Origin of the sequence: Mesorhizobium sp. B3-2-1 (assembly GCF_006439515.1) — a bacterium.
Classification (GTDB): Bacteria; Pseudomonadota; Alphaproteobacteria; order Rhizobiales; family Rhizobiaceae; genus Mesorhizobium.
This window is the reverse complement of sequence record NZ_VFTI01000003.1, coordinates 46,820-67,820: the sequence shown is the minus strand read 5'-3', so window position 1 is coordinate 67,820 and position 21,001 is coordinate 46,820. Positions and strand designations below refer to the sequence as shown.

The 21,001-nt window shown below is 63.4% G+C and carries 17 protein-coding genes; 6 read left to right on the top strand and 11 right to left on the bottom strand.

What is annotated here, in order from left to right; translation table 11 throughout:
* Window positions 1–2: 2 nt before the first annotated feature.
* The 3 genes from FJW08_RS03965 to FJW08_RS03955 all read right to left on the bottom strand — a co-directional run bounded on the left by FJW08_RS03965 (window position 3) and on the right by FJW08_RS03955 (window position 4,046).
* Window positions 3–1,391, bottom strand: coding sequence for a pitrilysin family protein (locus FJW08_RS03965; RefSeq protein WP_140808984.1), 1,389 nt, complete (start codon window positions 1,389–1,391; stop codon window positions 3–5).
* Between the two features lie 115 nt (window positions 1,392–1,506).
* Window positions 1,507–2,061, bottom strand: a complete 555-nt coding sequence (gene rsmD, locus FJW08_RS03960) for a 16S rRNA (guanine(966)-N(2))-methyltransferase RsmD (RefSeq protein ID WP_140808982.1) — start codon at window positions 2,059–2,061, stop codon at window positions 1,507–1,509.
* Window positions 2,058–4,046 carry a pseudouridine synthase gene (locus FJW08_RS03955; RefSeq protein WP_140808980.1) on the bottom strand — a complete coding sequence of 663 codons (1,989 nt, stop codon included), beginning with the start codon at window positions 4,044–4,046 and terminating at the stop codon, window positions 2,058–2,060. Before FJW08_RS03955 ends, rsmD begins: the two co-directional genes overlap by 4 nt.
* A gap of 180 nt (window positions 4,047–4,226) precedes the next feature.
* On the opposite strand from FJW08_RS03955, the gene FJW08_RS03950 reads away from it, so the two are divergent.
* The gene (locus FJW08_RS03950) at window positions 4,227–4,676 is read left to right on the top strand and encodes a nucleoside deaminase (protein ID WP_140755645.1); all 450 of its coding nucleotides are present in this window, start codon (window positions 4,227–4,229) and stop codon (window positions 4,674–4,676) included.
* 35 nt (window positions 4,677–4,711) lie between these two features.
* Here the strand turns inward: FJW08_RS03950 and FJW08_RS03945 are convergent, their stop codons facing one another.
* From FJW08_RS03945 to FJW08_RS03935, 3 genes are all read right to left on the bottom strand, one after another.
* On the bottom strand, window positions 4,712–5,389 hold the full coding sequence (locus FJW08_RS03945) for a hypothetical protein (protein WP_140755647.1): 678 nt from the start codon (window positions 5,387–5,389) through the stop codon (window positions 4,712–4,714).
* A 243-nt stretch (window positions 5,390–5,632) separates the two neighbouring features.
* Window positions 5,633–8,614 carry an isoleucine--tRNA ligase gene (gene ileS / locus FJW08_RS03940; RefSeq protein WP_140808978.1) on the bottom strand — a complete coding sequence of 994 codons (2,982 nt, stop codon included), beginning with the start codon at window positions 8,612–8,614 and terminating at the stop codon, window positions 5,633–5,635.
* Between the two features lie 283 nt (window positions 8,615–8,897).
* Window positions 8,898–9,710 carry a MipA/OmpV family protein gene (locus FJW08_RS03935; RefSeq protein ID WP_140808976.1) on the bottom strand — a complete coding sequence of 271 codons (813 nt, stop codon included), beginning with the start codon at window positions 9,708–9,710 and terminating at the stop codon, window positions 8,898–8,900.
* Between the two features lie 201 nt (window positions 9,711–9,911).
* Between FJW08_RS03935 and FJW08_RS03930 the strand changes: the two genes are divergently transcribed.
* Window positions 9,912–10,466 (top strand): HdeD family acid-resistance protein, encoded by a 555-nt coding sequence (locus tag FJW08_RS03930; RefSeq protein WP_140808974.1) that lies wholly within the window; start codon window positions 9,912–9,914, stop codon window positions 10,464–10,466.
* A gap of 30 nt (window positions 10,467–10,496) precedes the next feature.
* Here FJW08_RS03930 and FJW08_RS03925 read toward each other — a convergent pair whose 3' ends face one another.
* Both FJW08_RS03925 and FJW08_RS03920 read right to left on the bottom strand, forming a co-directional pair.
* Window positions 10,497–11,477 (bottom strand): bifunctional riboflavin kinase/FAD synthetase, encoded by a 981-nt coding sequence (locus FJW08_RS03925; RefSeq protein WP_140809346.1) that lies wholly within the window; start codon window positions 11,475–11,477, stop codon window positions 10,497–10,499.
* A 6-nt stretch (window positions 11,478–11,483) separates the two neighbouring features.
* Entirely contained in the window at window positions 11,484–12,344 is an 861-nt protein-coding gene (locus tag FJW08_RS03920; protein ID WP_140808972.1) for a TIGR01459 family HAD-type hydrolase, read from the bottom strand.
* 258 nt (window positions 12,345–12,602) lie between these two features.
* Here FJW08_RS03920 and FJW08_RS03915 point away from each other — a divergent pair, with 258 nt between their 5' ends.
* Window positions 12,603–14,588 (top strand): TadE/TadG family type IV pilus assembly protein, encoded by a 1,986-nt coding sequence (locus tag FJW08_RS03915; RefSeq protein ID WP_181182827.1) that lies wholly within the window; start codon window positions 12,603–12,605, stop codon window positions 14,586–14,588.
* 124 nt (window positions 14,589–14,712) lie between these two features.
* A complete protein-coding gene (locus FJW08_RS03910) occupies window positions 14,713–15,345 on the top strand; it encodes a LysE family translocator (protein ID WP_140808970.1) in 633 nt (210 codons plus the stop codon).
* 12 nt (window positions 15,346–15,357) lie between these two features.
* Here the strand turns inward: FJW08_RS03910 and FJW08_RS03905 are convergent, their stop codons facing one another.
* Entirely contained in the window at window positions 15,358–16,098 is a 741-nt protein-coding gene (locus FJW08_RS03905; RefSeq protein WP_140809329.1) for a dienelactone hydrolase family protein, read from the bottom strand.
* Between the two features lie 152 nt (window positions 16,099–16,250).
* On the bottom strand, window positions 16,251–17,075 hold the full coding sequence (locus FJW08_RS03900; protein WP_140808968.1) for a DUF2189 domain-containing protein: 825 nt from the start codon (window positions 17,073–17,075) through the stop codon (window positions 16,251–16,253).
* 249 nt (window positions 17,076–17,324) lie between these two features.
* Here FJW08_RS03900 and FJW08_RS03895 point away from each other — a divergent pair, with 249 nt between their 5' ends.
* Complete coding sequence (locus FJW08_RS03895; protein ID WP_140809327.1) at window positions 17,325–18,548, top strand: TadE/TadG family type IV pilus assembly protein; 1,224 nt, start codon at window positions 17,325–17,327, stop codon at window positions 18,546–18,548.
* 79 nt (window positions 18,549–18,627) lie between these two features.
* Window positions 18,628–19,143, top strand: a complete 516-nt coding sequence (locus tag FJW08_RS03890) for a CAP domain-containing protein (RefSeq protein WP_140808966.1) — start codon at window positions 18,628–18,630, stop codon at window positions 19,141–19,143.
* A 51-nt stretch (window positions 19,144–19,194) separates the two neighbouring features.
* Here the strand turns inward: FJW08_RS03890 and FJW08_RS03885 are convergent, their stop codons facing one another.
* Window positions 19,195–20,730, bottom strand: a complete 1,536-nt coding sequence (locus FJW08_RS03885; protein WP_140808964.1) for a DHA2 family efflux MFS transporter permease subunit — start codon at window positions 20,728–20,730, stop codon at window positions 19,195–19,197.
* Window positions 20,731–21,001: the final 271 nt, after the last annotated feature.

Genomic DNA, 21,001 nt, shown 5'->3' with positions numbered 1-21,001 from the left:
CATCAATTCCCCGCCTGTTGCTGCGGCAAGAGATAGCCGGTGGTCGAGCGGGCCAGTACCAGATAGCGCGCGGCGACGGCCTTGACCTCGTCGGTCGTGACCTTGCGGATGCGGTCCGGCCATTGCTGCACGTCCTGCACATTGCCGCCGGTGGCGAGCGTCGAGCCATAAATGTTGGCCATGGACTCCTGCTTGTCGCGGGCAAAGATCATCGACCTGACATAGCGGTCCTTGGCTTTTTCGAGCTCATCTGATGTGACGCCGTCGCTCGCGATGCGCGCCACCTCGGCATCGACCGCGGCCTCGACGTCAGCCAGCTTGGCGTCGCCGCGCGGCGCGCCGTAGACGGTGAAATTGGTGTCGTCGAGCATGGTGCCCTGGAAGTACGCGCCCGCGCTGGAAGCGATGCCCTGCTTTACGACAAGCGCCTGGTAAAGCCGGCTGCGATTGCCGCCGCCGAGGATCTCGGCGAGCAGGTCGAGCGCTTCGGCCTCGCCGGGCTTGGCGGTGTGATAGGAGGGCACGACCCATTGCGTCGAGAAACTCGGCACGCTGACGCGGGCATCGGAGAGCGTGACGGTGCGCCTGGTGTTCTGCTCCGGTTCGACCGGGCGGACGCGCGGTGGCAGATCCGGCCCGCGGGCCACATTGCCATAAGTCTTTTCGGCCAGCGCCTTCACCGTTTCCGGTTCGACGTCGCCGGCCACGATCAGCACGACGTTGTTGGGCCGGTAGTATTTGTTGTAGAAGGCGATGGCGTCGGTGCGATTCAGCTGCTCCATCTCCTGCATCCAGCCGATGACCGGAATGCGATAGGGCTGGTTCTGCCACAGGGTGGCATCGACCTCTTCGTCGAGCACGGCCTGCGGGTTGTTGTCGATGCGCGAGCGGCGCTCCTCCAGGATCACATCGCGCTCGGTCTTGATGACATCGTCGGTGAGGATGAGGTTGCGCATGCGGTCAGCCTCGAAGCTCATCATCAGCTCGAGATCCGCCGGCGCCACCGTCTCGTGGAAAGCGGTGTAGTCGTAGGAGGTGAAGGCGTTGTTGGAGCCGCCAATGTCGGAGACGGCACGATCGAACTCGCCGGCTTCGTGATGGGCCGTGGCCTTGAACATAAGATGCTCGAAGAAATGGGCGATGCCGGATTTGCCCGGCGGTTCGTCGGCGCTGCCGATCTTGTACCAGACCATGTGGGTGACGATCGGCGCGCGGTGGTCGGGAATGACGACCACTTCCATGCCGTTGTCGAGCAGGAAATCCGTCACCTTGAACTCGGCCGGCACAGTGTCCGGCAATACGGAGTTGTCCGCCAGGACAGGGTCGGTCATGAACAAGGCCAGCGATGTCGCCAGCAGCGTTGGCCTCAGCCACTCAGTTCTGGATGTCATCGACGGCTCCGGTTTCATGCAGCGACGATAGGCAAGGCGCTGGCGACAAGCAAAGTGAATTGTTGGTCATGTTGCCGGCAAAGGCGGCGGCAAAGAGGCCACCGCTGAAAGAGGCCTAGGCAGCCCCGATGAAGCGGATGACGGTCTCGCCGTAGTTGCGCTCATCAAGCACGGAAAAGCCCGGCCCTGGCTCGAAGGGAACCGCCGCCGTCTCCTCGACCACGCAGAGCGCGCCGGGGCGCAGCCAGCCGCCATCCTTGGCGGACCGCAGGGCGCGCTCGCCAAGGCCCTTGCCATAGGGCGGATCGGCAAAGACGAGGCCGAACGGCGCCAGCGTACCGGCCTCGCCCAGACCCGTTGCATCGCGGCGGAAGATCTTGGTGCGTCCGGTCAGGCCGAAGGCCTCGACATTGTCGCGGATCAGACCCCGGCCTTCGGCCGATTCCTCGATGAACACGCCATAGGATGCGCCGCGCGACAGAGCTTCCAGACCAAGCGCGCCGGTGCCGGCGAACAGGTCGAGCACACGCGCGCCGTCCAGTTGCCTGGCAAAGCGATGCGCCAGAACGTTGAAGACGGCCTCGCGGGTGCGGTCGGTCGTCGGGCGGATGGCGCTGCTGCGGGGCGTCGCCAACGGACGCCCGCGAAACTCACCGCCGACGATTCTCATCTCGTCCGGGGGCCCTTGGGGCCGCCGCGCGGCCGCTCACCGCCACCGGCGCCTCCTGGACGCTCGCCACGCGGCTTGCCGAATGGCTTTGCGCCACCTGGTTTGCCGGCGGGCTTGCCATAAGACGGCTTGAACGAGGCCTTGCGCGCCTTGGCCTCGGCCGCCTTGGCCGCATCGGCCTCCGCCCTGCCCTTGCCGATCGGCCGGGCTCCCGGCGCCATCCAGACATTGGCCTTGCGCTGGCCGGGCGGCTCGATCGGCCGCTGCTCGCGTTCGGATTTCTTGCCGCCGCCACGAGGCTTGTCACCGAATGCGCCGCGCGGCTTGTCGCCAAAGCCGCCACGCTCCGGTCGCGGGCCGCGTTCGCCGAAGCCCTTGTCTGGTCTCTCGCCTCTGTCAGGGCTTGTCGACAGCTTGCCGAGCGCCTCGTCGCGGCTGCCTTCCCGGCGCTTGCGGTTCTTGATCAGCCCGCCCTCGCCGATCGGCCGGCGCTCGCCGTCTCGCGTGAACTTCGGCCGTTCGGGCTCGGCCTCACGGATCTCGGTACGCCGCACCGGCTGGTTGGAAAACGGTTTTGTTATCTCGGCGTCGAAATTGGCGCCGGATTCCTCGACCAGGCGCTCGCCAAGCTGATCGCGCAGCACCCGGCCCTTGATCTCCAGCACATGACCCTCGGCGAGATCCTCGAGCTGGAACGGGCCGTAGGAGATGCGGATCAGCCGCGTGACGTCGAGGCCGAGCGCACCGAGGATGTTCTTGACCTCACGGTTCTTGCCCTCGCGCAGACCGATCGTCAGCCAGGCGTTGGAGCCCTGTTCGCGATCGAGGCTGGCTTCGATGGCGCCATAAAAGACGCCGTCGACGGCAATGCCTTCGCGCAGGCCGGCGAGCGCGCTTTCCTCGACCTTGCCGTGGACACGCACGCGGTAGCGGCGCAGCCAACCGGTGGCCGGCAGTTCGAGCACGCGCGACAGGCCACCATCATTGGTCAGCAGCAGCAGGCCTTCGGTGTTGATATCGAGCCGGCCGATGGTCATCAGCCGCGGCAGTTCGGCCGGCAGCACGTCGAAGACGGTCTTGCGGCCTTCGGGGTCGCGGTTGGTGGTGACGACGCCCGCCGGCTTGTGGAACAGGAACAGGCGCGTGCGCTCGATCGGCGGGATTTCCATGCCGTCGAGATGGATGATGTCATTGGGCATGACGTTGAACGCCGGCGAGGCCAGCACCCGGCCATTGACCTTGACGCGGCCGGCGGCGATCAACTCCTCGGCGTCGCGGCGCGAGGCGAGCCCGGCACGTGCCAGGCGCTTGGCGATGCGCTCGCCGGCTTCTTCCGTTGCTTCGGTTGGTCGCGGACGTGGCTTGAAACCGCCGCCCGATGCACCTTGGGGCCGATCACCGAAATCGCGCTTGGGCCAGTCGCCGCCAAAGTCGCGCTTCGGACGGTCGGCGAAGTCCCGCTTCGGACGATCCCCGAAATCACGCTTGGGACGGTCGAAGCGCTTTTCGCCGCCCTCCGCCGAAGCAGAAACCGGACGGTCGCCGCGCGGAGCGTAGGGTTTGCGCGCCCCTTCGCGCTTCTCATAAGGCTTGCGTTCGCCTTCGGCCGCCATGGGACGGTCGCCACGCGGGGCGTACGGCTTGCGCAGGCCTTCGCGCTTTTCATACGGCTTGCGCTCACCTTCGGCCGCCATCGGTCGGTCGCCGCGCGGGGCGTAGGGCTTGCGCGGGCCTTCGCGCTTTTCATAGGGCTTGCCTTCGGGGCGCGGTCCCTTGCGGAACGGCTTGTCGCCGCTCTTGAAGTCGCGCTTCGGGCGCTCGCCTTCAGCGCCTGCCGGGCGGTCGCCGCGTGGGGCGTAAGGCTTTTTGGTACCAAAGGACGGCTTCCCGCCCTTGCTAGCGTCGCGGCCACGTGCGCCTGCCGGTTTCGGGCCACTCCTGCCCGGACCGGCTTTGCGCGGAGATTTCTTGTCGTTGTCGTCCATGTGGCCTTTGTCCGTTTGCGCTGCTACAGCGTGGCGCATCCGTTCGGCGCGCAACGAACGCTGTAGCATTTTTGATTTGGCGCATGATCATTCCCGAAAATCGAGTCCGATTTTCAGGTTGATGCGCTCCATAACAGGATCACCGCCGGGTGGCGAGGATATAATGGGAAGACAAACCGCTTGAAGAGGCCGGATTTCATGGCCCTGGCACTGCAGGAGGCCGAGGCGGCAGCCTTGCGTGGCGAAGTGCCGGTCGGCGCGGTGATCGCCAAGGACGGCACGGTCATTGCCAGTGCCGGCAACCGCACGCGCGAGCTTGCCGACCCGACGGCCCATGCCGAGATGCTGGTGATCCGTGAAGCCTGCGGCAAAATCTCCAGCGAGCGGCTCACCGGCCACGATCTCTATGTGACACTGGAGCCCTGCGCCATGTGTGCCGGGGCAATCTCATTCGCCAGGCTGCGCCGTCTTTATTTCGGTGCCGCCGACGAAAAGGGCGGCGCCGTGGTCAACGGCGTGCGCTTCTTCGCTTCTCCGACCTGCCATCATACGCCCGACATCTATCCGGGGATGGCCGAGACCGAAGCGGGCCTGCTGCTGAAGGATTTTTTCAGGGGACGTCGAGACTGAGCAAGGCCGCCGCAAGATCAGCGGCGCGACCGTTCTTACAGCGACGGCAACCAGTCGAACCAGCCGCCCTTCTTGCCCTCGGCCTTTGCCTTGAGGCGGCGTTCCTTCTTGTACTCGTCTTCGCCGAGTTCGTTCTGCGGCGCGGCATCGGAGGCGACACGGTAGGCCAATGGCGGCTCGCTGAGGTACTTGCGCGTGTTGGGGTCGCCCTGCTTGCTTTCGGCAAGGCGGCGCTGGATCTCGGCGGCGCGGCCCTTGTCGGAATCGGCGGGCTTCCACGCCGGCGGATGGCTCGAGCCGGAGTCTTCCATCGCCTTCTTCACCGAAGCCGGATCCGTCTGCACGTCGTCGACGATCTCCGACTGGTAGGCCGGATCATTCTGGTGGGCGGTGGCGTCGGCGCGCAGTCGCGCGCGGCGCTGCTCGGGCGATTCGGGCCACCCTGCGTTTGCCGTCTGGATGCTTTCCTGAGGCGCAGGCAGCGCCTCCTTCTGACCTGGGGCCGGCTTCACCAGGGTAGGACGCGGCTTGTAGTCGATCGGGTCCTTGTGCTTCGGCGCGAAGGAAACGGCGCCTGTAAGATCGCCGGCCAGCTGTTCGGCGGCGGTCTTGTCGGTGCCATAGGTCGGAGAGCCCATGCAGCCGGATAAAGCGAGGCCCGATGCGACAAGCGGCGCCAACAGCGCAAGGCGCGCCTTATAACTCTCGGTCATGCCAAAAAGTCCCACTCTAGACAGCCTCTCAATCGCACCGGCCTTGTGTCCGGTCCCCATCATGCAAGCACTTGCGACGGAAATCCGGCGACAATTTGTCTTCCGGAGTTTCGCGTGTTTACCTCAACCACTCGTTAAGGGCAACGCACGGGCGGATTTGCACCGCCCGGCGTGGCATTTGTGCACTTCTTTGACGTGGGCATGTCGTTGTCCCAAACCGCTGCGCACTTTGGGCGACAGGCCCTACAGCCGTCCCAGCGTCTTCAATTCGTGCAGCACCGCGGCATCACGTGCGGAAACATCCGGGAACTCCGGATCCTGCCCGACATCGGCCGTGTAGCGCCAGGACCGCGCGCATTTGACCAGGCCGCGATCCTCCGCTTTTTCGACCACCACGGCGACGCCCTTTACATCGTCGAGGACAAAGGCGGTTTGCGGCGCCTCGCCATGGGCAATGACGAGATCGCTGGTGATCGCCATTTCGGCCATGTCGACGTCCGATATCGCCGCCTCGAGCGCCGCGTCGTTGATCGTGACCACCGGTACGGCCTCCAGCGAGGAGCCGATCACCTTCTGGGCACGGGCGATCTCGAGCGCACCGGTGACGACACGGCGCACCTGCCTGACCTTGCGCCATTTCTCCGCCAGCGCGTCGTTCTTCCAATTCGCCGGGATTTGCGGGAACTGGTCGAGATGCAACGAGACCGCATCGGGATGACGATCGAGCCAGGCCTCTTCCATGGTGAAGGGCAGCATCGGCGCTAGCCATTTCACCAGGCAGTCGAAGAGATGGCGCACCACCTGGACCGAAGCCTTGCGCTTCACGCTCGACGGGCCGTCGCAGTAGAGCGCGTCCTTGCGGATATCGAAATAGAAGGCCGACAGCTCGACCACCATGAAATCCAGCAGTGCGCGCGTGATGCGCTTGAACTCGAAGGCGTCGTAGCCCTGGCGCACCACCTCGTCGAGTTCTGCCAAACGATGCAGCATCAGCCGCTCCAGCTCCGGCATCGTCTCCACGGGAACCTCCTCACCATCGTCATGGGCGAGCGTGCCCAGCATCCAGCGGATGGTGTTCCTGAGCTTGCGATAGGCGTCGATGTTGGTCTGCAGCACGTTCTTGCCGAGCCGCTGGTCTTCCCAATAGTCCGTCGTCACCACCCAGAGCCGCAGGATATCGGCGCCGGACTGCTTGATCACATCCTGCGGCACGACCGTGTTGCCGAGCGATTTCGACATCTTGCGGCCGTCCTCGTCCATGGTGAAGCCGTGGGTGACGACGGTGTCGTAAGGCGCCCTGCCCCTGGTGCCGCAGCTTTCGAGCAGCGAGGAGTGGAACCAGCCGCGATGCTGGTCGGAGCCTTCGAGATAGACGTCGGCCGGCCACTTCAGGTCGGGCCGGTCTTCCAGGGTGAAGACATGTGTCGAGCCCGAATCGAACCAGACGTCGAGAATGTCCATCACCTGCCGCCATTTGGAGGCATCGTGATTGCCGAGGAAGCGCTCCTTGGCGCCGGGCGCGAACCAGGCGTCGGCACCCTCCGCCTCGAAGGCGTCCATGATGCGCTGGTTGACCGCCTCATCCTTCAACACGTTGCCATCCTCGTCGGCGAAGACGGCGATCGGCACGCCCCAGGCACGCTGGCGCGACAGCACCCAGTCGGGGCGCTCCTCGATCATGGCGCGGATGCGGTTCTGGCCGGCGGCCGGGACAAAGCGCGTCTCGTCGATCGCCTTCAGCGCACGGCCGCGCAGCGTGGTGCCGTCGCCGAGGTCCTTGTCCATGTAGACGAACCATTGCGGCGTGTTGCGGAAGATGACCGGCTTCTTCGAACGCCATGAATGCGGATAGCTGTGCTTCAGCCGGCCGCGCGCGAACAGTGCGTTGCGCTTGATCAGTTCGTCGATGACCGCCTGGTTGGCGTTGCCCTTCTTGCCGTTGTCGTCGATGACGCGCGCCGGTCCGGCTTCGCGATCCGGGCCAACGCCGGGCGCGTCCTTGGTGAAGAAGCCGGCATCGTCAACTGTGAATGGGATTTCAGTGTCGATGCCGCGTTGGCGCAGCGCGGGCGCGGCATCCATCCAGGCATCGAAGTCCTCCCGGCCATGACCGGGAGCCGTGTGCACGAAGCCCGTGCCGGCATCGTCGGTGACATGGTCGCCGGCAATCATCGGAACCGGGAACTCGTAGCCGCCGCCGAGGCCCTTGAAGGGATGCGAAAGCACAAGATTTCCAAGCTGTTCGGCGCTGATGCCGTGAAGGCGCTTCAAGGTGACCTTGGCCTTGGCCTGGCTTTCCTCGGCCAGCGCATCGGCAAAGATCAGCTTCTCGCCTGGCTGCGGGCCAAATGCATTCTCGGCCGCCGTCACCTCGTAGAGACCATAGGCGACGCGCGGCGAATAGCTGACGGCGCGGTTGCCAGGGATGGTCCATGGCGTCGTCGTCCAGATGACGACATGAGCATCCAGCAGGTCGAGCGACCGCCCGCTCAGGTCCGGATCGAGCTCCGCCGGCTGTCCGTCCACGACGCTGGCGACGACGAGGTTGGCCACCGGAAACTTCGCCCAGATCGTGTCGGACTCGTAGTCCTGATACTCGATCTCGGCCTCGGCGAGCGCCGTGCGCTCGACGACACTCCACATTACCGGCTTCGAACCGCGGTAGAGCTGGCCGGACATGGCGAATTTCAGCAATTCGCCGGCGATGCGCGACTCGGCGTGGAAGGCCATGGTCGTGTAAGGGTTCTTGAAGTCGCCGATGACGCCAAGCCGCTGGAACTCGCCACCCTGCACCGAGATCCAGTGCGCGGCGAATTCACGGCATTCCTTGCGGAATTCGTTGACCGGCACCTCGTCCTTGTTCTTGCCCTTGGCGCGATACTGTTCCTCGATCTTCCATTCGATCGGCAGGCCGTGACAGTCCCAGCCGGGCACATAATTCGAGTCAAAGCCGCGCATCTGGAACGAGCGGGTGATGACATCCTTGAGGATCTTGTTCAGCGCGTGGCCGATGTGGATGTTGCCGTTGGCGTAGGGCGGACCGTCGTGCAACACGTATTTCGTGCGGCCCGCCGCGCTCTCACGCAGCTTGCGGTAGAGGTCCATGTCCTGCCACCGCTTGACCAGCGCCGGCTCCTTCTCGGGCAAGCCGGCGCGCATCGGAAACTCCGTCTGCGGCAGGTAAAGGGTCTTCGAATAGTCGATCGTTGATTGGTCGTCGGTCATTGGTCTGCCATGTGCATGCCGGGCCACGTGGCTTGCGGCGTGGAATTCTACTTTATACGCATGCCGTTTTCCCAAACCGGGTTACTTCTGGGCGACATGCCTTGATGATCTGGAAAAGCGCGAGAGGCCGCGCGCAATAGTCCCGGCAGTTCCGACAGCCTTCAGGCTGCTGGGAACACCGGGCTGGTAATTCGTATCGTCGACGCGTGAAGGCGCGAAAAGCTCGTCATTGCTGGCTTTTAGCGGAGATGAGCGCAGGAATAAAGCGTCTCGTTCGCTTCGCTTACATCTTGAAGTCGAAACGGTAGCTGGTCGACACGCCGACCATGAACTGGTTGCGGTCGCCGCGCTCCTTGACCAGGCTGGAATCGGCCGCCGGACCCTCGAGACGCGAATATTCGCCAAACAGGCTGGCGGTCATCGGATCGGTCACCTTCCAGGTCACGGCGCCACCGAGGCCGACGGACTTCAGGCCGCCGCCGGGATTGTACTGGCTCAGCCCCGAGGCCACGGCTTCCTGCGCGTTGACGCCATAATAGGCATCGAAATAGTTCGCCGAGGCAAAAGACACGCGCGGGCCACCCGAAATCCGGACGGTTGGCGTCACGTCGTAGAAAGCATCGGCGGCGATGTCGGCGACAAAGCCGTTATGGGCACGGATGCCATGCCGCAATTCGGCACGCGCGCGCATCCAGTCCGTCGGATAGAATTCGAAGAAGCCGCCGACCTCGCCGCCCCAGCGAACCGGGTCCAAGCCCTTGAGTTCGTCGGCATCGCCATCGTCGCGCGAGAACAGGAACTTGCCGGTCAGGCCGGCACGGACGCCGCCATCGTCGACAAGCGCCAGCGAAATATTGTCGTTGCGCGAGGTGAAGCGAGCAGCAGGGCCGGCCTTGCCCAGCGAAATGATGGGCTGGGCGCTCAGCATGTATTTCTTGCCGCCCTCGAAATTCGGCGCCACCAGTCCGGTCGCGCCGACCGTCAGATACCAGTCGCCGGACAGCCAGCCGAAAGCGCCATCGCCTGCCTCGGCCGCGCTCGACGTCGCCAGCACGACGGTAGCCAAGGCTATAGAAATCTTCCCGACCGGACTCATGGCCACTCCACTAACACGATACAATTGTCCTGCGGCGACAGCTTTGACGAGGCTTTGGTAAAATTTGATTTAAGGGCGAGATGTCCGGCTCGCATTGCCACCCCACGAGCCCTGCGCCATCCGCCCCGCCGTCGGCTGGACGCGGGTCGGCACCAAGGGTAACCTCCTTGCATTCTGGCGGTCTTCAATGGAGGTGGCGACATGACCTTGCACGGCGATACATTGAAGAACGCGATCGGCCAGACGCGAGACAAATGGGGATGGTTTGTCGGCCTGGGCGTGGTGCTGCTGGTCCTCGGCGGCATCGCCTTCGGCAATCTGTTCATCGCCACGGTGGCTTCCGTCTATGTCGTGGGGTGGCTGATGCTGGTGGCCGGCATCATCGAGATCATGCATGCTTTCGGAGTCAAGACCTGGGGACGCTTCTTCTATTGGCTGCTCAGCGGACTGCTTTATGCGGTCGCAGGGTTCTTCGCTTTCGACAATCCGCTGCTGGCCTCGGCTGTGTTGACCTTCCTGCTGGCCGTCGCGCTCGTCGCTTCAGGTGCGCTGCGGGCTTGGGTCGGCTACAGCCACCGCCCGGAGCGCGGCTGGGGCTGGATTGTCGCGGCGGGCGTCATCAGCGTGCTCGCGGGCCTGATCATCGCCATGGGCTGGCCGGTCAACAGCCTGTGGGTGCTCGGATTGTTCCTGGCGATCGACCTGATCTTCCAGGGCTGGACCTTCATCGCCGTCGGTCTTGCGCTGAAGAAATAGGAACTCGCTTCCCCTTTTCGGGGTCACGCTTCAGAACGCCACCGCCGCGTCCAGACTGGACAGCGGTTTGACGCCGCCAAGCAGCGCGCGTGCCTCGGCTTCATCGCGCTTCATCTGCACCACCAGTGCATCGAGCCCCTCGAACTTGATCTCGCTGCGCAGGAAGCCGAAGAACGAGACCGCGCAAGTCTCGCCATAGAGATCGCCGGAAAAATCGAAGACGAAGGTTTCCAGGAGCGGCGCGCCGTTGTCGTCGACGGTCGGGCGGCGGCCAAAACTGGCGACTCCGTCGTGCAGCGTGCCGTCGGCGCGCCGGAAGCGAACGGCGTAGATACCTTCCTTGAGCGTGGCTTCCGCTGGAAGCCTCATGTTGGCTGTGGGAAAGCCGAGCGTTCGCCCGAGCTGTTGGCCGCCGACGACCTCGCTTTCCACCGTGAAGCGATAGCCGAGCAGACCGGCTGCCTCTGCCACCTCGCCCTCGCAGAGCAAGGCACGGATACGGCTCGACGAAATCACTTCGGCGCCTTCGTCGCGAAAGGCGTCGACGAGGGTGACACCGAAGCCATGGCGCTCGCCGGCCGCCATCAGATAGGCCGGCCCGCCCTGGCGGTCCTTGCCGAAATGGAAATCGAAGCCGGTCACGGCGTGGGTGACGCCCAGCGTCCTCTCCAGCACGTCGGTGACGAAGGCTTCCGCCGACAGCGAGGCGAAGCCGCGCGTGAAAGGTTGCTCGACGAGTGCGGCAAAGCCCAGCAGCGACAGGAGCCGCGCCTTCATCGGTGGTGGCGTCAGCACGAAAAGCGGCAGATCAGGCCTGAAAACCGTTCGCGGGTGCGGTTCGAAGGTCAGCACCAGGGCCGGCACGCCACGCTGCGTGGCCTCCGCCAATGCCCGTTCGAGCACGGCCTGGTGGCCACGGTGGACGCCATCGAAATTGCCGATCGCCACGACGCCGCCTCGCAGATCGGCGGGCAGCGGCGCGGTTGTCGTAAGATGCTGGAACGCGACCATCGTCACCTACTGCAGTCTTGCGATGACGGCCACCGGACGATAGCCGTGCCGCTCCAGGAAGAGCCCGAGCCTTGCCGGATCCGGCCGGGAGGGATCGCCATAGTCGCGGGCATGAATACCGCCGGAGACATAGAGAACGTCGAAACCATTGTCGGCCGCGCCCTTGACGTCGGTAAACATGCCGTCGCCGATAGCCAGTATTTGCGGACGCCCGACCGGCCGGCCGAGAATCTCGGCCACCTCCTTCATCGCGACCTCGTAAATCGGCGCATAGGGTTTTCCGGCGATCAGCGTGCGACCGCCGAGCTGCGCGTAGTCACGCGCGAGCGCACCGGCGCACCAGATGATCCGTTCGCCGCGTTCAACCATGATATCGGGATTGGCGCAGATGAACGGCAGGTTCCTGGCACGCAACCGGCGCAGCAGTTCGGTATAGTCCTCGGGTTTTTCGACCTCGTCGTCGAACAACCCGGTACACACGACGCCGGCGGCCTCGAATTCCTCGACGAGTTCGACGTCGAGGCCATCATAAAGGGTCAAATCGCGGTCGGCGCCGATGTGGAAGATCTTGCGAGGGCCCTCCGCGATCAGATCGCGGGTCACGTCGCCCGAGGTCACCACGCGGTCGTAGGCTGAGGGCGGGACGCCGATCACGCTCATCTGCGCCACGACGTCGGCGCTGCGGCGCGGCGAATTGGTGATCAGAACGACAGGAGTGCCGGCCGCCCTTGCCGCCGCCAGCGCCGCCGCGGCCGCGGGAAAATGCCATTCGCCATTGTGCACCACGCCCCAGACATCGCAGAGAATTGCCGAATAGGCTTTCGAGACGTCTTCGAGCGAGCCAACGATTTCAGGCGAATCCGCCATGCCATTTCCTTCAGTATGATCGTTGCGGGTGCGGCGGCCGACGGTTCGCCGCAGCCGGTTCGAATTATCCGAACCGGTCCAAGCTGTCACCAGCTTTCGCCTTGATCGGCACGAATTGCGGCGCAAGCCGCGGCTTTGATTGGTTAGCGGTTGGTGAAGCGCCGACCAAGCAATAGAGCGGTTTCCCAAACCCGTCCTTCAGCGTTTTGTGGAAAGCTGGCGCCGACCGAGAATCCGTCGGCGGGGGCCGCTGCAAGCATGTTTGAAATCTGGCGTCAGTTCCGGCGCGACAGGCGCGGCAACTATGCTCTCATGACGGTTGTGGCAATGGTTCCGCTGATGGGCGGCCTGGCGATCGCTGTCGACTTCACGGAAATGAACCGTGAAAAGCAGATGGTGATGAATGCGCTCGACGCCGCCAACTTCGCCACAGCCCGCCGGCTGACGGAAGGTGCGACCGACGACCAGTTGAGAGCCTATGCGCTCGATTTCTTCAACGCCAATTTGAACGATATCGATCCCGCGAGGGCGACGCTCAACGTCACCTTGCCGAGCAACACCAGCGGCGGCGGCCTGCTGACGATGACCGCCCGGCTCAACTACAAACCCTATTTCTACCCCGCCTTCGCCCAACTCGTCGGCAAATCGGCGACCGATGCGAACCAGAGGCTCAGCTTCGACGTCACCTCGCAAGTGCGGCTGAAGAACACGCTGGAAGTTGCCCTGGTGCTCGACAATTCCGGATCGATGACCACGCTCGGCACGGGTTCGGGGCAAAAGCGCATCGATCTTCTCAAGACCGCTTCCAAGCAGCTGGTCGACACGCTCGCCCAGCAGGCGGTCATGATCAAGCAGGTCGACAAGCCCGTGCAATTCGGTCTCGTGCCTTTTGCCGCCTCGGTCAATGTCGGCCCCGGGAATGGCAATGCGTCGTGGATGGACACAGAGGGGCTGTCGCCGGTGTCGAACGAGAATTTCGACTGGTCGACGCTGAACGCCGCCAACAAATACGCTCAGCAAACCAATGGCATCTGGTACAAGCGCGGCACTGGCTGGGGAACCGGGGAAGGCCAGATGCTGACCCGGTTTTCGCTCTACCGCGACATGCAGGTCGTCACCAATCACGAGCGTGTCGTCAACAGCAAGCGCGTGGTCTGCGACCAATACAATTCGAACAACACCTGCAAAAGCAGCCACAACGAATATGATTATATCGATTCCTACGGTCCGTTCGCCAGTTGGCAAGGCTGCGTCGAGGCCCGGCCCTATCCCTACAATGTCAACGACGCCGCGCCGTCCGGTGGCTCGGCCAATACCGGCATCGGCGTCGGCGATCCGGCAACGATGTTCGTGCCCATGTTCGCCCCCGACGAACCCGGCAATCATTGGAAGCTCACCCAGGACCCCGACGAAGCCCCGCCGGTAACTTATGGCGCCGTCAACAGCTGGTGGAACGACGATCCTGCGAGCAGCAGCGGCCAATCGCGGCTGCGCAACATGGCCAAGTATTTCCAGCCGCGGCCGATCGATGCGCCGGCGCTGCCGGCCGGCAACGGACCGAATTACAGCTGCACCACCAACCCGATCACGCCGTTGACCGATGTCAGCGTCGCCGACGGGCTCACCTCGATCAAAGCGGCGATCGACCTGATGCAGCCGAATGGCGGCACCAACGTCCCCGAGGGCATGGCCTGGGGCTGGCGGGTGGTCTCGAGCGGAGAACCGTTCACGCAAGGGCGGCCGGAAACCGAACGAGGCAACGACAAGGTGGTGATCGTGCTGACCGACGGCGCCAACACCTATTACACGCCATCCTCGCTGGGCTACTCGGATCCCGCTAATTCGAAATCGACCTACGCATCCTACGGCTATCTCAACCCCGGTTACAACGGCACCTCGGTCGGCCGCATGTTCATGGGCACATCGAGCGCCATCGGTCAGTTCGACTATTCGAACGGCAACTATACCAATGCGCTCAACGAGCAGATGGCCACGCTTTGCAACAACGCCAAGGCGGCCAACATCATGGTGATGACGGTGGCGCTCGACCTGTCGACGACCAAGGCCAGCGACAAGCTGGCGATCGATGCGCTGAAATCCTGCTCGTCGGAGTCGCGCTTCCGCAAGGATGCGACGGATCCGAGCAAACCGGCGAAGCTGTTCTGGAATGCGACCGGCGCCAGCCTGGCAAACGACTTCAAGGAAATCGGCAACGAACTGTCGAACCTGCGTGTGGTCGGCTAATCTAGAACCGCTCTCTGGCGTAACGCCTAGGCGGCGCCAAGCTCTTGCAGCCACCTGTCGGGACAGGCACAGATTGGCCGCTCGCGAGATCGCGAATCCATCGCGAGATGCTGGGGAACGAACAATGCCCGACACCGCCAACCATCTCGCCTTCGCGCTGGTCTGCCTCGGTATGGTGCTGACGCCAGGCCCCAACATGATCTACCTGATCTCGCGCTCGCTGTCGCAAGGGCCGAAGGCCGGACTGATCTCGCTTGGCGGCGTTGCGGTCGGCTTCCTGTTCTACGTGCTGTCGGCGGCGTTCGGCATAACCGCGCTGCTGCTCGCCGTGCCATTCGCCTATGATTTGTTGCGCTTTGCCGGCGTGCTCTATCTTCTGTGGTTGGCCTGGCAGGCGGTGAAACCCGGCGGACGCTCGCCGTTCCAGGTGCGCGACCTGCCACAGGACCGGCCGCGCAAGCTGTTCGCCATGGGATTGATGACCAATCTGCTCAATCCCAAGGTGGCCGTTCTCTATCTGTCGCTGCTGCCGCAGTTCATCAGCCCCGGCAAGGGCCATGTCCTGTCACAGCTTCTGGTGCTGGGCGCGACGCAGATCTCGATCAGCCTCAGCGTCAATGCCATCATCGCACTGACGGCCGGCTCGATCGCAACCTTCCTCGCCGGACGACCGCTATGGCTGGTGATCCAGCGCTGGATGATGGGTACGGTGCTGACGGCGCTGGCGCTGAAGATGGCGACCGACGCGCAGCGCTGAAGCCGCCTGGGGTCAATCGCCGAAGGCCTGCTCCAGGAAGGCGTGCACGTCGCTTGCCGATCGATCGGCCGCAGCCGCATTGTACTCCACCCGGTGACCGTAGGCCTCGACGCCGGTCTTGAACTCCTCGGCGTCGAACGCGTGCCGGGCACCCTCGTAGACGTTGAGCTGCACCGGACTTCCCTTGCCGCTGCGTTGCGCCATCATCTCTCGGCATTTCTGTACGGGGCTGAAATCGTCAAGCTCGCCGATCAGGATCAATGTCGGCACAGCCATGTCGCCGCTCGCTACCGAACAGTTCGGATAGTAGGCGATCGCCACGCTGAATTTGTGCTCCATCAGCCGCTCCGCGCCACCAAGCTGCACGGCTTCGAGCGTTGCGATGCCACCGGCGGAGAAGCCCATCAATGCAATGCGCCGCGGGTCGACAGAACTGTCTTTCAACAGGAACTCCAAGGCGCCATAGGCGTCATAAACGCGATCGGAGAGGAGGCTGTGACAGGTATCCTTTATGCCGCGCGTGCCGAAGCTATCGACAACGAGAACGACGTAACCCCAGGAAGACAGCCGCTCGGGCCAAGCTTCCCTGTCGTTCGAGAGCACACCAGCGCATCCGTGCAGAGCGACTATGGCCGGGAACGGCCCCTCACCCGGAGGACGTGTCAGGTATCCTCGCAGCGGTATGCCGGGAATAGACTTCGCGGTCTCGCCTCTTTTCTGCCCATTGCGCTCCTGAAACTGCGTCGGCTTCACGGCCGCGCTTTCAAATTGCACCACCTCGTCGGCCCAGGCGGGCGCCGCATGGAGGCAGCCGGCAAGGCAAAGGCACGCCAGGCCAACTCCTTTGAGCAAATCCACCACCTTGCGGTTTGTCCTTTGACCGCGTTGACCGGGCCGGACACTGCTCACATCGGACGGCGCGGAGGCCGGATCTGGGCCGGCTCGACCACCTTGCGGTAGAGATGCCAGGTCGCGTGGCCGAGGATCGGCATGACGACCGCCAGTCCGGCAAACAGCGGGATAGAGCCGATCACCAGCAGCACCGCGACGATCAGACCCCAGAGCGCCATCTGCAGCGGATTTGTCATGACCGCGCGCGCCGAGGTCTCTATTGCGGAAACGGCGCCGACATCACGATCAAGCAAAAGCGGGAAGGTAACGACCGTGGTCGCCAGCACGACCACCGCGAAGACCAGGCCGGCCGCGTTGCCGAGAAGGATCAGTGTCCAGCCCTTGCTGGTCGTCAACACATCGCGCAGGAAGGCCCCGACCGAAGCCGGCGGCTCGCCGCCAAAAAGGCTGGTGTAGATTGACTGCGCCGTGAACAGCCACAACAGGAACAGCGCGAACAGCATGATGCCGATGACTGCTATCGAGGGCAGCGCCGACGAGCGGCGCACATCGAGTGCGTGCCGCCAGTTGGTGTTCATGCCGAGCTCGCGCCGGCGGCTGATCTCATAGAGCCCGATCGCGGCGAACGGGCCGACAAGGGCAAAGCCCGACATCAAGGGATAGACGAGCTGGATGGCGTTGGAGCCGGACGTCCATTGCGTCAGGATCAGGCCGACGATCGGATAAATCAGGCACAGGAACACGTAATGCGAGGGCTTGGCCCAGAAGTCCTCTGCGCCAAGCCTGAGCGCGTCCCAGAGGTCTGGCGTGGAAATGCGGCGGACCGCAGGTTGCACATGCATTCCGTGCGCGTCCGCCATGACATGAAAGCCGGCCATAACCTACCTCCGTTTTTCTCCGGGGGCGGTCACCGCCTAGGGTGGCCGCCCGTAGCTGCCACTTCAAGAACGCTGGCATCATAGCCGATCTTCCCGGGATTGTCGCCGCGTCTCATTATGCTTGCTGGGCGGCCTTCGTTTGATCCACCACCGAGTTCACCTAGAATCTCTGCATTTTAGTTATTGCTTAAATTACTCGTAGAGACCCAGGCCTTAAAACCTGAGCTTTATAAATCTTGGCGAGGGGCGATGTTCGGATTGAAGGGCTTCTGGTCTTCGGAGCGCGGCAATTTTGCCATGGCGACTGCCGTAGCGATGCTGCCGATAATGGCTGTCGTCGCCGGCACCCTCGATCTGACGGGCACGAGCGACGACGCCGCGCAATTGCAGAACTCGCTGGACGCGGCTGGGCTTGCCGTCGGCACCAAGTACCTGCCCAGCATGAGCGCGACCGATGTCCAGGGACTTGGTCTGACATTCTTTGCAGCCAATATGAGCGTCGCCGACCAACAGGAATATTCAGACAGCGTCTCCGCTTTTTCGGCCACCGCCAGCGGCGACTCGAGTGCCTATTACATCTCGCTTTCGTCAGGCATCAACCGTCCGAGCTTCATCAATGGCGCGGCCCCCTGGCCAGCTCGCCGGTCGGCGACGGTCAAGATGCACCCGGGTTCACAGGCCTGCGTGCTGGCGCTCGATCCGCATGCGTCGGCCGCGGTAAGCCTGCAAGGCTCGACCGATGTCGCCATGAGCAACTGCGTGATCGCGGCAAACTCGGACGCGTCCGATGCCGTCAGCAGAGGCGGTTCCGCGCTGGTTTCGGCGGGCTGCGTCTCGACCGTCGGCGGCACTTCCGGGCTTTCACCGCCCAATGCCAATCTCACCTGCGGCGCGCCGCTCGTACATCAATATGCGTCCTTCGATCCCCTGGCGGACATCGTCCCTCCCCCTTACACGTTCTGCATGCAGGTGCCGAACGGAAAAACCTACACGCTGTCGCCCGGCACCTATTGCGACAAGACATTGTCGGGAAACATCACACTCAACCCGGGCGTCTACATCTTGCGCGGCGTCACCTTGAAGCCGGGAGGTAACGGCAGCCTGATCGGCCACGGCGTGACCATATTCCTCGTAGAGGGAGCACAGATCTACATAAACGCCAATGAAACGGTGAACCTTTCCCCGCCAACCAGCGGGCCTTACGCCGGCATCACCATCTTCCAGAGCCGCGGGAACACATCGGCCTTGACACTGAATGGCGGCGCAAATTCCGTGATCAGCGGATTCGTCTATGCGCCTGACGCGGCCGTATCGTTCGCAGGCAACTCGGATATGAGCGGTCAGGGCGACTGCCTGAGGCTTGTTGGCTTGACCGTGCAGATGACAGGCAACTCATCCATCAAGACCGATTGCACGGCCGTATTCGGAAATCGCGATATGTACGCCAGCCGCCTCGTCACGCTTGTGAAATAAGCGATCAGCCGCCATTCGATTTTCAGATTTTCATCACCCTGCCCGGCAAAAGCCATGATCGCGACTATCTCAGGCCGGCATGACCACTTCGAGAATCGATTGCGACCGGATCACGAACTTGAACAGGCGCACATGGCTCAAGGCGGCTGGCCTCGCGGCCTTGCTCGGGCTTGCCGCCTGCGGCACCGTCTCGCTGCCGACGGGTCAAGGCGCCGGGGTTTCCTCCTCGGCAACCGGCACGCTGGCGGGCCTGCGCGCCTCGGCTGGGCTCGGTCCGTTGGTCGCCGATACACAGTTGGAGCAAGCGGCACTCCAGCAGGCCGGCTATATGGCGCAGCGTGAAAACATGAGCCACACGACCGGCTGGGGCAAGGATTTCGCCTCGCGGATGAAGGACAATGGCGTACACGGTGCCGCGGCCGAGAACATCGCGGCCGGCCGCTTCGACCAACAGAAGCTGTTCGACATCTGGATGCATTCGCAGGGACACCGGCGCAACATACTCGATCCGGACTTTAGCCGCTTCGGGCTTGCCTATGTCCGTGACGGCCGCGATCCCAACCTGCGCTACTGGTCGCTGGTTCTCGGCAGGTAGCGGAGATATCGCCGGCAGGCAGCGGACGTCCCCTGACGAGCAGCCGCTACATCAGTCCATATGGGCGGCGGGCGCGCCGCCGCCGGCCGGACTGGCTTTCGGCTTGCGCAGCAGGAACACAAACGGGATGGCGACCAGCGTCATCACCATCAGTATTTTGAAGTCGTCGACGTAGGAGATCATCATCGCCTGGAGATTGACCATGCGATCGACCTGCGACAGCGCCGTCGGATCGCCGCCGGCGGCCGCCGGCGAGACCGCCCAGAGATTGGGATTGAACGGATTGATGAAGGCTGATAGCTCGGCGTGATTGACCTGCGTGTTACGCACCAGCAGCACCGTCACGACCGATACGCCGATCGATGAGCCAAGATTGCGCACCAGGCTGAACAACGAGGTTGCATCGGTGCGGTAACGGGCGTCGAGCGTGGCGAAGGCAACCGTTGACAGCGGCACGAACACCATTCCCATGCCCAGGCCCTGGATCACACCGGAGCTGAGGATCAGCCAGTTGTCCATCTGCGGGGTGAAGCTGGCCATGGTGTAGAGCGACTGCGCGGTCAGAAGGAAACCGATGACGACGAGAATCCTGGCATCGATCTTGCCCATGATGCGCCCGACGACGAGCATCGAAATCATGGTGCCGACGCCACGCGGCCCGATCACGATGCCGATAGTGACGGTCGGATAGCCGAAGATGGTCGACAGCATCGGCGGCAGCAGCGACATCGAGGCCAGGATCAGCACGCCCATGACGAAGATGAACGCCAGCCCGGTCACGAAATTGCGATCGAGGAAAATCTTCGGATCGATGAAGGGATGTTCCGATGTCACCGTGTGAATGATGAACACCCAGAAGCCGGTGATCGAAAGGCCAAGTTCGATCCAGATCTCGATCGAGGAAAACCAGTCGACCTCGCCACCGCGATCGAGCATCAGCTGGAGAGCGCCGACGCCGAGCGATATCATGGCAAAGCCGAAGAAATCGAAGCTGCGCACCCGCCGGGCAACGGCCGGCAGATAGGCGGCCATGCCAAGGAAGGCGAGGATGCCGACCGGCAGGTTGATGAAGAACACCCAGCGCCAGTTGAAATTCTCGGTCAGCCAGCCGCCAAGCGTGGGGCCGAGGATCGGTCCCAGCATGATGCCGGCGCCCCATATGGCCATTGCCTGGCCATGGCGCTCCTTGGGGTTGATGTCGAGCAGGAAGGTCTGCGACAGCGGCACGATCGCGGCGCCGAACACACCTTGCATCAGCCGGAAGAGCACGATCGTTTCCAGGCTCCACGCCAGGCCGCACAACATCGAGAAGATGGTGAAGCCGACCACCGCCGTCAGGAACAGTTCCTTGCGGCCGAAACGGTCGGCGAGCCAGCCGGTGACAGGCGTCATGATGGCGGCGGCGACGATGTAGGAGGTCAGCACCCAGTTGATGTTGTCGGGCGATGCGCCGAGATCGCCGGTCATGGTCGGCAGCGCGACGTTGGCGATCGTGGTGTCGAGCGCCTGCATGATGGTCGCCAGCATTAGCGCGACCGTGATCAGGCCACGATGCGGCACTTCTTTGAACGGTTCGGACGTGCTCATGGCGCAGAACTTCCAGAAGGTAACAGAAACGTGTACACCGGGTTTCCGGGCGGCAAAGCCTTCCGTCGAGAGACCTTCGTCGCGGTGGGACGCGACTATCGATGTGGGGGTTACATCGACTGAAAGTCTCTGACGAGCGGATGCATGCCGCCCGGAAACCAGAGGACCGACGGGTCCGTATCGAAGATTTCAGATCTTGGGCAGCCACGCGGCCCGACCCAAATACTGATCCTACCCACCGCTCCCATCAGACCAATCCTGTAACTCGGCT

Excerpts from the sequence above, each read along its gene's own strand:
- FJW08_RS03915 (WP_181182827.1), top strand. The coding sequence starts at position 12,603 with ATGTTTGAAATCTGGCGTCAGTTCCGGCGCGACAGGCGCGGCAACTAT.
- FJW08_RS03890 (WP_140808966.1), top strand. The coding sequence starts at position 18,628 with ATGACCACTTCGAGAATCGATTGCGACCGGATCACGAACTTGAACAGG.
- ileS (WP_140808978.1), bottom strand. The coding sequence starts at position 8,614 with ATGACCGACGACCAATCAACGATCGACTATTCGAAGACCCTTTACCTG.
- FJW08_RS03930 (WP_140808974.1), top strand. The coding sequence starts at position 9,912 with ATGACCTTGCACGGCGATACATTGAAGAACGCGATCGGCCAGACGCGA.
- FJW08_RS03920 (WP_140808972.1), bottom strand. The coding sequence starts at position 12,344 with ATGGCGGATTCGCCTGAAATCGTTGGCTCGCTCGAAGACGTCTCGAAA.
- FJW08_RS03955 (WP_140808980.1), bottom strand. The coding sequence starts at position 4,046 with ATGGACGACAACGACAAGAAATCTCCGCGCAAAGCCGGTCCGGGCAGG.
- FJW08_RS03945 (WP_140755647.1), bottom strand. The coding sequence starts at position 5,389 with ATGACCGAGAGTTATAAGGCGCGCCTTGCGCTGTTGGCGCCGCTTGTC.
- rsmD (WP_140808982.1), bottom strand. The coding sequence starts at position 2,061 with ATGAGAATCGTCGGCGGTGAGTTTCGCGGGCGTCCGTTGGCGACGCCC.
- FJW08_RS03900 (WP_140808968.1), bottom strand. The coding sequence starts at position 17,075 with ATGGCCGGCTTTCATGTCATGGCGGACGCGCACGGAATGCATGTGCAA.
- FJW08_RS03935 (WP_140808976.1), bottom strand. The coding sequence starts at position 9,710 with ATGAGTCCGGTCGGGAAGATTTCTATAGCCTTGGCTACCGTCGTGCTG.
- FJW08_RS03895 (WP_140809327.1), top strand. The coding sequence starts at position 17,325 with ATGTTCGGATTGAAGGGCTTCTGGTCTTCGGAGCGCGGCAATTTTGCC.
- FJW08_RS03910 (WP_140808970.1), top strand. The coding sequence starts at position 14,713 with ATGCCCGACACCGCCAACCATCTCGCCTTCGCGCTGGTCTGCCTCGGT.
- FJW08_RS03885 (WP_140808964.1), bottom strand. The coding sequence starts at position 20,730 with ATGAGCACGTCCGAACCGTTCAAAGAAGTGCCGCATCGTGGCCTGATC.
- FJW08_RS03965 (WP_140808984.1), bottom strand. The coding sequence starts at position 1,391 with ATGACATCCAGAACTGAGTGGCTGAGGCCAACGCTGCTGGCGACATCG.
- FJW08_RS03925 (WP_140809346.1), bottom strand. The coding sequence starts at position 11,477 with ATGGTCGCGTTCCAGCATCTTACGACAACCGCGCCGCTGCCCGCCGAT.